Raw genomic sequence first — 12127 nt, 5'->3', positions numbered from 1 at the left:
TCACCGAGAAGGGGCCCCGCGCCCCAGAGGGAGGGACGCGGGGAACTGCCGTACTCCGTCGCCTACTTCGTCGACTCGACCGCGTGCCCGCCGAACTGGTTCCGCAGCGCGGCGATCATCTTCATCTGGGGCGAGTCGTCCTGCCGCGAAGCGAACCGCGTGAACAACGACGCGGTGATCGCCGGCAGCGGCACCGCGTGGTCGATGGCGGCCTCGACGGTCCACCGTCCCTCACCGGAGTCCTCGGCGAAGCCGCGCAGCTTCTCCAGGTGCTCGTCCTGGTCGAGCGCGTTGACGGCGAGGTCCAGCAGCCAGGAGCGGATGACGGTCCCGTCCTGCCAGGAGCGGAACACCTCGCGGACGCTGGTCACCGAGTCGACCTTCTCCAGCAGCTCCCAGCCCTCCGCGTACGCCTGCATCATGGCGTACTCGATGCCGTTGTGGACCATCTTGGAGAAGTGCCCGGCACCGACCTTGCCGGCGTGGACGTAGCCGTACGGCCCCTCCGGCTTGAGCGCCTCGAAGATCGGCTGGAGCCGCTCGACGTGCTCCTTGTCGCCGCCGACCATCAGGGCGTAGCCGTTCTCAAGGCCCCACACGCCCCCGGAGACACCGGCGTCGACGAAGCCGATGCCCTTCGCGCCCAGCTCGGCCGCGTGCTTCTCGTCGTCCGTCCAGCGGGAGTTGCCGCCGTCGACGACGATGTCGCCGGGCGACAGCAGCCCCGCCAGCTCGTCGACGACGGACTGGGTGGCGCCGCCCGCGGGCACCATCACCCAGATCGTGCGCGGGCCGTCGAGGCGCTCGACCAGTTCGGCCAGGCTGCCCACGTCGGAGACGTCGGGGTTGCGGTCGTAGCCGACGACGGTGTGACCGGCGCGGCGGATCCGCTCGCGCATGTTGCCGCCCATCTTGCCGAGACCGATCAGGCCCAGCTGCATGGCTGTCATGTCAGTTCACGTCTCCCTGAGTGTCACGGACGTTTCGAAGGGACTTGTCATCGGTGTTCTCGCCGCCGCGCAGGGCGACGGCGTACATCTCGTCGGCGTCGAGGCGCCGCAGCTCCTCGGCGATCAGCTCGGAGGTGGGGCGCACCTTCAGGGCGAGGGTGCGGGACGGCTGGCCCGGCAGGGTGAGCGTGGCGAGCGGGCCCTCGGGGCGGTCGATGACGACGTCGCCCTTCGCGGTGCCGAGGCGCACACCCGTCACGACCGGCCCGGCGGTCAGCACGCGCTCGACGGACACACCGAGCCGGGCCTCCAGCCAGCGGGCCAGCAGTTCGGCGCTCGGGTTGTCGGCCTCGCTCTCGACGGCGGCCGAGGTGATGGTCTCCTTGGCCTGGTCGAGGGCGGCCGCCAGCATCGAACGCCACGGCGTCAGCCGGGTCCAGGCGAGGTCGGTGTCGCCGGGGGTGTAGGAGGCGCCCCGCTGTTCGAGCGCGGCGAGCGGGTTCTCCACGGCGTACATGTCGGTGATCCGGCGCTGGGCGAGCGCGCCCAGCGGGTCCTTCGCAGGGTTCTCCGGCGCGTCCACCGGCCACCACACCACCACCGGCGCGTCCGGCAGCAGCAGCGGCAGGACCACGGAGTCGGCGTGGTCGGAGACCTCGCCGTACGTCCGCAGCACGACCGTCTCGCCGGTGCCCGCGTCGGCGCCGACCCGTACCTCGGCGTCCAGGTGCGACTTGGTGCGGTCCTTCGGGGTGCGGGCGTGCCGCTTGATGACGACCAGGGTGCGCGAGGGGTGCTCGTGCGAGGCCTCCTCGGCCGCCCTGATCGAGTCGTACGCGTTCTCCTCGTCCGTCACGATCACCATCGTGAGGACCATGCCCACGGCGGGCGTGCCGATGGCCCTGCGGCCCTTCACCAGAGCCTTGTTGATCTTACTTGCCGTGGTGTCAGTCAGGTCGAATTTCATGGCCTGCGCCAGCTCCGTCCGTCTCGTGCGAGCATCTCGTCCGCTTCCCCGGGGCCCCAGCTGCCCGAGGGGTACTGCGCCGGCCTGCCGTGCTTGGCCCAGTACTCCTCGATCGGGTCGAGGATCTTCCAGGACTCCTCCACCTCCTGGTGGCGGGGGAAGAGGTTGGCGTCGCCGAGCAGCACATCCAGGATCAGCCGTTCGTATGCCTCCGGGCTGGACTCGGTGAACGACTCGCCGTACGCGAAGTCCATGGTGACGTCCCGGATCTCCATCGAGGTACCCGGCACCTTGGAACCGAAGCGCACGGTCATCCCCTCGTCCGGCTGCACCCGGACGACGATCGCGTTCTGGCCCAGCTCCTCGGTGGCCGTGGAGTCGAACGGGGAGTGCGGGGCGCGCTGGAAGACGACCGCGATCTCCGTCACTCGGCGGCCGAGCCGCTTGCCCGTCCGCAGGTAGAAAGGGACCCCCGCCCAGCGGCGGTTGTCCACGCCCAGCTTGACCGCCGCGTACGTGTCCGTCGTCGAGGAGCGGTCGATGCCGTCCTCCTCCAGATAGCCGGGCACCTGCTCGCCGCCCTGCCAGCCGGCCGCGTACTGGCCGCGCACGGTGTGCAGACCCAGATCGTCCGGCAGCCGCACGGCCTTGAGCGCCTTCAGCTTCTCGGCCAGCAGCGACTCGGCGTCGAACGCCGCCGGTTCCTCCATGGCGGTCAGGGCCAGCAGTTGGAGGAGATGGTTCTGGATGACGTCACGGGCCGAGCCGATGCCGTCGTAGTACCCGGCGCGACCGCCGATGCCGATGTCCTCGGCCATCGTGATCTGTACGTGGTCGACGTAACTCCGGTTCCAGATGGGCTCGTACATCTGGTTGGCGAAGCGGAGCGCCAGGATGTTCTGGACGGTCTCCTTGCCCAGGTAGTGGTCGATGCGGAAGACCTGCTCGGGGTCGAACACATCGTGCAGGACCGTGTTCAGGTCCCGGGCGCTGGCCAGGTCGTGGCCGAACGGCTTCTCGATGACCGCGCGCCGCCAGGACCCCTCGGGCGGACTGGCGAGCCCGTGCTTCTTGAGCTGTTTGACGACCTTCGGGAACATCTTCGGCGGCACGGAGAGATAGAACGCGAAATTGCCGCCCGTGCCGCGGGAGCTGTCGAGCTCCTCGACGGCTTTGCGAAGCCGCTTGAACGCCTCGTCGTCATCGAAGTCACCCGGGATGAACCGCATCCCCTCGGCCAGTTGCTGCCAGACCTCCTCACGGAACTCGGTGCGGGCGTGCTCACGGACGGCGTCGTGCACGATCTGCGCGAAGTCCTCGTCCTCCCAGTCCCGGCGCGCGAACCCCACGAGCGAGAAGCCCGGCGGCAGCAGACCCCGGTTGGCCAGGTCGTACACGGCCGGCATCAGCTTCTTGCGGGACAGGTCACCGGTCACCCCGAAGATGACGAGCCCGGACGGGCCCGCGATCAGGGGGAGCCGGCGGTCGTCGGCGTCCCGGAGCGGGTTGAGCCACTCTGCGGTCATTGCCCATCAACTCCCATGCTGTTCAAGGATTTCGCCACCATGCCCCACAGGTTCTGCCACGCCGCAACGAACGTGGAGACGCCCTCGCTCTCCAGCAGACCCACGACCTGGTTCGGCCGGTCCACGAGCCGCGCGAGCCGCTTGGCCTCGGCGACCGTCGCCGCGGTGTCGTGGGTCGGCCGGGGGCCGACCTCGATGGAGACCCGGCCGCCGCCCCGCCGTCGCGTCGTACACCGGGCGCGGGACGTCGTCGTCGGCGCATACGCCGGCGGTCGTCATCATCCGTACGTCCTCGTCGACCGTCACCCCGCGCACGGCGAGGTCGGCGAGCTGGTTCCCGTATTCGGTGGTCACAGTGATCATCTTCCTTCAGGCGCTCGCATCAACCGCGGACCGCGGTGCGGGATTCCCTCGCGGCGGTGACGACGTTCTCGGGGGCGAAGCCCCGTACGCGGCCAACAGGGTCTTCGCGTCGGCGGAGACGCCGAAGTGATCGAGGGAGACGATGCGGTCGTGGTCACCGACGTAGCGGTACCAGGTCAGGCCGATCCCCGCCTCGACCGCCACGCGGGCCCTCACAGACGGCGGCAGCACGCTCTCGCGGTATTCGCGCGGCTGTTCCTCGAACCACTCCACCGACGGCATCGCCCCTTTCGCCTTCGCAGGGAATCCCGCCCTTCAGGCAGGGCGGGAATGCGATCTTCGGCCCGGAGGCGCGAAGCGCCGGAGCTCTCTGCGTCTGCGGGGTGACGGCCAGGCCGGCCGTTTAGCGCGGTGACATACACCAAGCGTAATTGGGTCGGGTGGACTCGACCGGAGGGGGGCGGGCCGAGGTGATCCGTGCGTACAAGTTCCTCCTGCGGCCCACCGTCCGTCAGGCGCAGGCGCAGGCACAGGCACAGGCCGAGATGCTGCGGGATCACTGCGCCCTCTACAACGGGGCTTTCCCGCTGCGCCTCGCCCACCTCGCCCACCTCGCCGCCGGTTCGGCCGAGGCGGAGCGCCGGCCCGGTGACACCACCGCCGACTTCTCCACGTTCTTCCAGCTGCACACGGGGACCCGCACCGGTGGCGTTCCGGACGGAGATGCGGTGACCTCGCCGGGCAAGCATGGCCGAGGGGCTCCGCGCCGGTGCGCGGAGCCCCTCTTCGCCCAGGCCGACCTGCCGCTCAGCGGCCGAAGTTGAACCAGTTCACGTTCACGAAGTCCTGCGACTGGCCGCTCGTGAAGGTCAGATAGACGTCATGGGTGCCGGTGATCCCACTGATGTTCGCGGGCACCGTCCGCCAGGACTGCCAGCCCCCGGTGTTGGCGATCGAGAAACTGCCGACCGGTGTGCTGGTACGGCTGTCGAGTCTGACCTCGACCAGCCCGCTCACCCCGGAGTTGGCGCCGGAGGCCACCCGGGCGACGAACTGGGTGGCGGCCGTGGAACCGAAGTTGACGTTCTGGAACAGAGCCCAGTCGCCGTTGGCGAGCGAGCCGATGTTCTGGCCGCCGCCGGTGTCGGTCGTGGTCTCGGTGAGGGTGCCGCTCTGACCGTTGTACGACTCGGCCTGGATGGCGCTGTACGCGTCCCGGGTGCCCGTCGGCGGCGGAGTGGTGGTGCCCCCGCTCGCCGACAGCACCTGCACGTAGTCGACGACCATCGGGACACCGGACCGGGTGTCGCCGTCCAGGCCCCCGCCGAACGCGTCCGGGAAGGCGCCGCCCATCGCCACGTTCAGGATGACGAAGAACCCGTGGTTGGTGGCGTTGGACCAGGTCGTCGCGTCGACCTGGTTCGCGTTGACCGAATGGAACTGGGTGCCGTCGACGGAGAACCGGATCGTCTCGGGGGTCACCGAGCGGTCCCACTCCATGGTGTACGTGTGGAAGCCGGACTGGCAGGTCGTGTTGGGGCACGTGGTGGAGTTGCCGATGCCGGTCGTCTCGTTGCACGGGCCGCCGGGGTTGGTGCCGCAGTGGATCGTGGCCCACACCTGGTTGCGGCCCTGGACGTTCTCCATGATGTCCAGCTCGCCGACGCTGGGCCAGTTCTGGTAGTTGCCCCGGTAGGGGGCGCCCAGCATCCAGAACGCCGGCCAGTAGCCCTCGGCGGCCGTCCCGGTGACGTTCGGCATCTGGAGCCGGGACTCGACCCGCAGCTTGCCGCCCGCCGGGGGCTGGAAGTCGGTGCGGTTGGTCTCGATCCGGCCCGAGGTCCATCTGCCCGCCGAGTCGCGGACCGGGGTGATGCGCAGGTTGCCGCTGCCGTCGAGGGAGACGTTGGTGGTGCTGTTCGTCATCGTCTCGACCTCGCCGGTGCCCCAGTTGGCGGGGCCCCCGGGGTATGAAGTCCCGGTCGCGTACTGCCAGTTGGAGGTGTTGACACCGGTGCCTGCGCTGCCGTTGAAGTCGTCGACGAAGACCTGGGTCCAGCCGGCGGGCGGTGTGGGGGCGGCACCCTGCGCGGTCGTCGCCCAGGCCGTGGCCAGCGCCAACGCGCCGGCCATGGCGAGGAACGCGCGCCTGAGGGGGCGGCGGCGTCTGATGGGTATGCCGGAGGTTTCACTCATAGCGGCCTCTTCGGGTGTACGGAGTGAAATGTGCGGGTGGGGGGAGCGCTCCGTGGAGTCCCGTCCTGAGAGCGCTCTCAAGAAGAGCGTGCGGTCAATGTGCGCTCCGACGCTGCGGCCGTCAAGAGTTAAAGCGGAGAAAGTCCGTGCGGGAGGGGCGAGTTCACCTTGTGAAGGTCGGCTGTTCTCGGGCGGTAACCGGCCAAGGGGGCGAGACGACGGCCGCTCGGCCTCCGGCGGCGGCGCTCAGTCCCCGGCGGCGGACGTGGACGGCCGGGCCTTCGGCTCGTCCGGGCTCACCGAGAACGCCGTGTCACCGGCCACCGCCACGATCGCGTCGTCCACGAGCAGCACACGGGGCAGGGCCTCGGCCGCGATGTCCCCCGGGTCGTCGAGCGCGTCCGTACGCCACAACTCGCCGCCCGTGGTCTGCTCCAGGGCGAGCAGCCGGCCGAAGCGGTTGGCGAAGTAGATCTCGTCACGGGCCGCCGACACCACCGGAGCGGACAGGTTCTCCATGTCGGTGCTCCGCTGCCACAGCTCCTTGCCGCTCGTCGCCGACACCGCGGTGACCGACCCGTTGGTCCGCACGAAGTACACGACCCCGTCCACCAGCGTCGCCGAGCCGCGCAGCGCCCGCTCCAGCGGGATCCGGGTGGTCTTCCCGGTGTCCGGGTCCACCCGCAGGAACGCGTTGTACGGCCGCTCGTACCCGGCCTGGTACACCTCCTCGGTGGTCTGCGCCTTCAGGAACAGCGGCCGTCCGTCGACGGCGCCCAGGGCGAGCGACTTCTTGGTCAGCGCGGCGAGTTCCTGCCGCGTGCCGTCGTCCGGATCGAGCCGTACGAGTTCGAACGGTCTGGTGTCGAGGAAGTCGTCGCCCGTCCAGCACAGTTCGTACGGGTCGTCGCCGAGCACCGTGGGGACGCAGTGCACCGAGTCGGGCACGGACGATCGCCACAGTTCCTTGCCCGCCGTGGAGTAGGCGACCAGCTCCCGGTGGTCGGGCGCGAGGGTGAGGATGCCGCCGTCGTAGAGGTAGGGCGCGTCGGTGGCGCTGATGGACCGGGCCCACCGCTGCTTCCCTGTCCTGGTGTCCAGGGCCACCAGGCGCCGATGGGTGGTGTCGGGTTCCGCGTAGACGAAGGCCAGGCCGTCCCGCACGCCGATGGGGTGCGAGGTCTGGGGGAGGGTGCCGTGCCGCCAGCCCATCCTTCCGGTGCCGGCGTCGACCTTCGCGACGACGAAGCCCGTACCGCCGCAGTACAGGTCCGTTCCGTCCGTCAGACACCCCGGTTCCTTGTAGCCGGTCGCGACGTATTCGGAGGGGAAGCCGGTGTCGTTCCGCAGCGGGGTACGCCATGGCTGCCAGCCCTTGGGGAGGGACACGGAACGGTAGTCGACGGCGGTGTCGGTGGCGGACGGCGTCGCGCTGTCCTCGGCGCTCACGTACGCGAGCAGCGCGGCGCTCAGCGCGGTGACGGTGAGGGCGGCGCCGAGGCCGACGAGGATCAACTGCCGTCCGGCGCGGCGTTTCGCGCGGGGTTCGTGCGTCGGCCGGTCGCGCGCCGGTCGGTCGTTCGCCGTTGTGGTGTCCGCCTGTCCCCCTTCTGTTCGCCCATGGTCCGTGGGCCGGTCGGACGGCACGGGCGCGGCCTCGGTGGAAACGGGGCCGGCTTCGGGGGAGGTCGGCAACTCCAGGAACAGGCGGTGCAGTTCGGCGAGGTCCGGCCGGGCCGTGGGGTCCTTGTCCAGGCATCGTCCGGCGATGCTCCGCAACGGCTCGGGCACCGCGTCCAGCTTCGGTGCCTCGAACATGACCTGGTAGCCCGCCAGATAGGGGCTCTCCGCCTTGAACGGGCTGTGCCCGCTCGCCGCGTACACCAGCAGCGACCCCAGGGAGAACACGTCCGACGCGTTGGTGACGTCCCGTGGTGAGCGCAGTTGCTCCGGGGACATGAACGGCGGCGTCCCGATCACCCGGCCGGTCACGGTGAGTTGCAGGTTGTCAGCGGCACGCGAGATGCCGAAGTCGATGACCCGCGGACCGTCCTCGGCCATGAGGACGTTCGCCGGTTTCAGGTCCCGGTGCACGACGCCCGCCCGGTGGATGTCCCGCAGCGCCTCGACGAGCCCGAGCGCGAGCCCTCGGATGGCGGCCCCGCTCAGCGGACCCTCCTCGCGCACCAGATCGGAGAGGGTCGGCCCCGGCACGTACAGCGTCGCCATCCACGGCCGGGTCGCCTCGGGGTCGGCGTCGACCACGGGGGTGGTGAACGCCCCGCTCACCCGCCGCGCCGCGGCGACCTCCTGCCGGAACCGGGACCGGAACTCATCGTCGTCGCAGTACTGGGCGTGCACCAGCTTGATCGCGACCAGCCGCCCCGACGCGGACCGGGCGAGATAGACGATCCCCATGCCACCCGAGCCGAGCCGGTCCTGCAGGACATAGCCGTCTATGACGGTGGGATCGTCGTCCCTCAGCGGCATTTCCCACCACGCTCTTGTCGTACGACAGCTGCGGCGGATCAGCCTATGGGATGCGGGAAGGGGCGCCCTACCAGGGGCGCCGGAGAACGGTGCGAGGCCATGGCGCTGATCGGTGTCGCGGAGTCAGAGAGCGCTCCCGGCCTTCCAGTCCGACCAGGACAGGTTCCAGCCGTTGGGCGGCAACGGCAACGGCAACGGCAACGGCAACGGCAACGGCAACGGCAGGGTCAGGAGCCGGGGCAGGCACGGTGGCGGGAGCCGGCCGACGGCGGCTGTTGGCCGAGATCGCGGAAGGGCTGCGCCACGTTCTCGGCAGCCGCCACGCCACACCATCCGGCGGCAGCGGCAGCGGCAGCGGCAGCGGCATCCGCCGCCGGGGCGTGACGCGCGTCTCGGACACCGACAGCGAGATCCGGGGCAACGTCTTCGCGGCTGTGCCCTGTTTATTCGATGGCCCGGTCCGACGGCCACCCGTTACCTTCCCCTCATGGCGCTGACTCATGGCACGTGCACGGACCGGTTCGCCGCGGTACGCGAGGCGCTGTCCGCCTCGCTGGACGACAAGGACGTGGGGGCGTCGGTCGCCGTGTACGTCGACGGTGAGCCGGTGGTCGACCTCTGGGGCGGGTACGTGGACGCGGACCGCACCACACCGTGGGAGCGGGACACCATCACCCATGTGTGGTCCACCACCAAGACGATGACCGCCCTGTGCGTACTGATGCTCGCCGACCGGGGCGAACTGGACCTGGACGCGCCGGTGGCGACGTACTGGCCCGAGTTCGCGGCGGCCGGCAAGGAGGACGTACGCGTGCGCCATGTGCTCTCGCACACGGCGGGGCTGCCCCGCTTCGAGGCGCCCATGACGCTGGAGGACCTGTACGACTGGCCGACCGCCACCTCCCGGCTCGCCGCGCAGGCACCGGCCTGGGAGCCCGGCACCGAGGCCGGCTACCACGCCGTCACCCAGGGGTATCTGCTCGGCGAGATCGTCCGCCGGGTCACCGGCCGCAGCCTGGGCACCTTCCTCGCCGAGGAGGTCACGGGCCCGCTGGGCGCCGACTTCCACATCGGGCTCGCCGCCGAGCACGACCACCGGGTGGCACCGATCATCGCGCCGCCCTCCTCCCCGCCCCGGGGCGGCCCGCCGCCCAACCCGGCCATACCGGACGGCACCGCCAACACGACCGCCTGGCGCCGCGCCGAGATCCCGGCCGCGAACGGTCACGGCAACGCCCGCTCGGTCGCGGCCGTGCAGTCGCTGCTGGCCTCCGGCGGGGCGGCACGTGGTGTGCGGCTGCTGTCGGAGAAGGGGTGCGAACGGGTCCTGGAGGAGCAGTTCGACGGCACGGACAGCGTCCTGCGCGTCCCGATGCGCTACGGCATGGGCTACGGCCTGAACGGCGGCCAACTGCCCAACCCCCGCACCTGTTTCTGGGGCGGCTGGGGCGGCTCGATCGTCCTGGTGGACCTCGACGCCCGGATGACCGTGGCGTACATGATGAACCAGATGATCGACGAAGGACTCGGCGACGACCGGGCCTTCACGATCCTCGCGGCCGTCTACGAGGGCCTGTCGGCCTGAGCCCGGCGGCACAGCCGTATCGAACCGCACAGCCGCGCCGCCGTACTGGCCGCACCACCGCACCGGCCCGGGGGACCCCCGGGCCGGTGCGAGCCGTGCCACGGACTTCTGGCGAGATCAACTCTTCTCGGTGGAACCAGAACCCCGCATTCCCCCTCTCCGGACCTCGCGGCGGCGCGGTCCGCCCGGGCCGACGCGCTGGTGCGGCTGATGCGGTCCTCCTGGGTGGACGACTACCGGCGTGAGCCCTACGTCGTCACCCTCCAAGTCGCCCCGAGGGGCGGGGGGTTCCTGGTCACCGTGTCCTTCGCCAACGGCTCCGCCTGGCCCTGGACCGAGGCCGGCCTCGCCCTCCTCGCCCAGCGGTTGGCAGGTGCGCGACCTCGGCACGGCCACCACGGACCGCATCCGCTCCGGCGGCCGGTTCGCGACCCGCTGGGAGGTCACCCCGGCCTCGGGCACCGACCAGGGCCGGCTCACCTCACCGCCCGCGGGTGCCGTCGTGACGTACGCGGCACAGGCACGGGCCAAGACGTAGCAGGCGCGCGCCCTCAAGAACGCGCGCGTCCCGTCAAGAAGCAGAAGCGCCCCGGCCCGGGATCAGCGACCCTCGGCGGGGTTCGTCCGGACGCCAGCCCAGGGCGCGGGAGATCCCGCGTGCGGCCACCCGTACCGCGGGCGTCAACACCGGTACCTGGGCGCCCGCTTGGGGCACCACGACCGACACGGCGGCGACCACGGAACCGCCCGGGCCGCGTACCGGCGCGGCCACCGACAGCGCGTCCTCGGTGACCTGACGGCTGCTCACCGCCACGCCCGTGCGCCGGACTTCGGCGAGTACGCGCCGCAACCGGGGCGCGTCGGCGATGGTGTATGGCGTGAACGAGGCCAAGGTCCCCTGGCAGTAGGTCTCCTGGGACGAGGGGTCGCCGTGGGCGAGGAGTGCCAGGCCCACCCCCGTGGCGTGCAGGGGCCAGCGGCCGCCGACCCGGATGTGGACGCCGACGGCTGAGCGCCCGGAGAGCCACTCGATGTAGACGACGTCGTCGCCGTCACGTACCGCGAGCTGTACGTTCTCGTGCGTGGCCTCATACAGGTCCTCCAGGTACGGCAGCGCGATCTGGCGCAGTGCGAGCCCGCGCGGGGCGAGTGCCGCGAGCTCCCAGAGCCGCAGCCCGACGTGGTAGATCCCGTCCGAGTCCCGCTCCAGGGCGCCCCACTCGGTGAGCGCGCCCACCAGCCGGTGGGCCGTGGTGAGGGTCAGCCCGGCCCGGCGGCTGATGTCGGTCAGGGAGAGCGCCGGGTGGTCGTGGTCGAAGGCGGCCAGCACGGCGAGGAGCCGGTCGGGGGCGGAGCGGGCCGCTCCCGGGGGCTCGGCCTGCCGGGGCGCGGTCCCCGGCGACGCGGCCGGCCGGGGCACGGGTCCCGGTGACGGGAGCGCGTCGGTGGTCATCGTCATGGCGTCACCCCAGTCCGGCTTCGGCGACCTTCTGCAGCAGCACGTGGAGCGTCTCACGCTCGGCGGCGTCGAGGGGCTCCAGCAGTTCGTTCGTGACGCGCTGTCCGGCCTCGTCGGTGTCGCGGAGGAAGGACCGGCCGTCCTCGGTCAGGACGACGATCCGGCTGCGGCGGTCGTCGGGGGAGGGGCGCCGCTCGGCGAAGCCCAGCTTCTCCAGGTCGTCCACCAGGCCGACGATCGCGCTCGGGTCGTAGCCGAGCGACGCGCTCAGCTCGCGCTGGAGCGCGCCCGGGGCGGTCGCCAGGAAGCGCAGCAGCGCGTAGTGCCGCAGCCTCAGCCCCGACTCCTGGAGGGACGAGTTGAACAGCTGCCCGGACCGCAGCCCCAGGCGGTACAGCAGATAGCCCGTGTCCGCGTGCAGCCCGCGCATCCAGGGCTCGCGCGCGTCGATCGAGGCGGCGTTCTGCGTCTGCTGGCCGGCGATAGCGGGACTCCCTGTTCGAGGCCCCGAGAAAGGGGCGGCGCTGGTGTACCGACCCAGCATGACGCAACGCCCGGGGAACAACAACTATTGACGTCAACAACTATTGC

General features: G+C 71.0%; 10 protein-coding genes and 2 pseudogenes. 3 read left to right on the top strand and 9 right to left on the bottom strand.

Going from position 1 to position 12127, the window contains the following annotated elements:
• Positions 1 to 62 precede the first annotated feature (62 nt).
• From gnd to OG622_RS10030, 5 genes and pseudogenes are all read right to left on the bottom strand, one after another.
• Positions 63 to 941, bottom strand: a complete 879-nt coding sequence (gene gnd, locus OG622_RS10050) for a phosphogluconate dehydrogenase (NAD(+)-dependent, decarboxylating) (protein WP_371584054.1) — start codon at positions 939 to 941, stop codon at positions 63 to 65.
• 10 nt (positions 942 to 951) lie between these two features.
• Entirely contained in the window at positions 952 to 1917 is a 966-nt protein-coding gene (opcA, locus tag OG622_RS10045) for a glucose-6-phosphate dehydrogenase assembly protein OpcA (RefSeq protein WP_371574973.1), read from the bottom strand.
• On the bottom strand, positions 1914 to 3443 hold the full coding sequence (zwf, locus tag OG622_RS10040) for a glucose-6-phosphate dehydrogenase (RefSeq protein ID WP_371574971.1): 1530 nt from the start codon (positions 3441 to 3443) through the stop codon (positions 1914 to 1916). Before zwf ends, opcA begins: the two co-directional genes overlap by 4 nt.
• A gap of 101 nt (positions 3444 to 3544) precedes the next feature.
• Positions 3545 to 3785, bottom strand: a pseudogene (locus OG622_RS10035) (transaldolase family protein); the annotation flags it as partial.
• 40 nt (positions 3786 to 3825) lie between these two features.
• Positions 3826 to 4091 (bottom strand): annotated as a pseudogene (locus OG622_RS10030) (transketolase); the annotation flags it as partial.
• Between the two features lie 155 nt (positions 4092 to 4246).
• Between OG622_RS10030 and OG622_RS10025 the strand changes: the two are divergent.
• On the top strand, positions 4247 to 4630 hold the full coding sequence (locus OG622_RS10025) for a hypothetical protein (RefSeq protein WP_371574969.1): 384 nt from the start codon (positions 4247 to 4249) through the stop codon (positions 4628 to 4630).
• Here the strand turns inward: OG622_RS10025 and OG622_RS10020 are convergent.
• Entirely contained in the window at positions 4614 to 6002 is a 1389-nt protein-coding gene (locus tag OG622_RS10020) for a glycoside hydrolase family 16 protein (RefSeq protein ID WP_371574967.1), read from the bottom strand. The genes OG622_RS10025 and OG622_RS10020 overlap by 17 nt on opposite strands.
• A 246-nt stretch (positions 6003 to 6248) precedes the next feature.
• The gene (locus OG622_RS10015) at positions 6249 to 8492 is read right to left on the bottom strand and encodes a PQQ-binding-like beta-propeller repeat protein (RefSeq protein ID WP_371574965.1); all 2244 of its coding nucleotides are present in this window, start codon (positions 8490 to 8492) and stop codon (positions 6249 to 6251) included.
• A 487-nt stretch (positions 8493 to 8979) separates the two neighbouring features.
• On the opposite strand from OG622_RS10015, the gene OG622_RS10010 reads away from it, so the two are divergent.
• Entirely contained in the window at positions 8980 to 10077 is a 1098-nt protein-coding gene (locus OG622_RS10010; RefSeq protein WP_371574963.1) for a serine hydrolase domain-containing protein, read from the top strand.
• A gap of 373 nt (positions 10078 to 10450) precedes the next feature.
• A complete protein-coding gene (locus OG622_RS10005) occupies positions 10451 to 10615 on the top strand; it encodes a hypothetical protein (protein ID WP_371574961.1) in 165 nt (54 codons plus the stop codon).
• 33 nt (positions 10616 to 10648) lie between these two features.
• On the opposite strand, the gene OG622_RS10000 is transcribed toward OG622_RS10005, so the two are convergent.
• Both OG622_RS10000 and OG622_RS09995 read right to left on the bottom strand, forming a co-directional pair.
• Positions 10649 to 11536 (bottom strand): IclR family transcriptional regulator, encoded by an 888-nt coding sequence (locus tag OG622_RS10000; RefSeq protein WP_371574959.1) that lies wholly within the window; start codon positions 11534 to 11536, stop codon positions 10649 to 10651.
• 4 nt (positions 11537 to 11540) lie between these two features.
• A complete protein-coding gene (locus tag OG622_RS09995) occupies positions 11541 to 11966 on the bottom strand; it encodes a MarR family winged helix-turn-helix transcriptional regulator (RefSeq protein WP_371584053.1) in 426 nt (141 codons plus the stop codon).
• Positions 11967 to 12127 lie beyond the last annotated feature (161 nt).

The organism is Streptomyces sp. NBC_01314 (assembly GCF_041435215.1).
In the GTDB taxonomy this organism is placed as follows: Bacteria; Actinomycetota; Actinomycetes; order Streptomycetales; family Streptomycetaceae; genus Streptomyces.
This window is presented reverse-complemented; position numbering and strand designations above follow the sequence as displayed.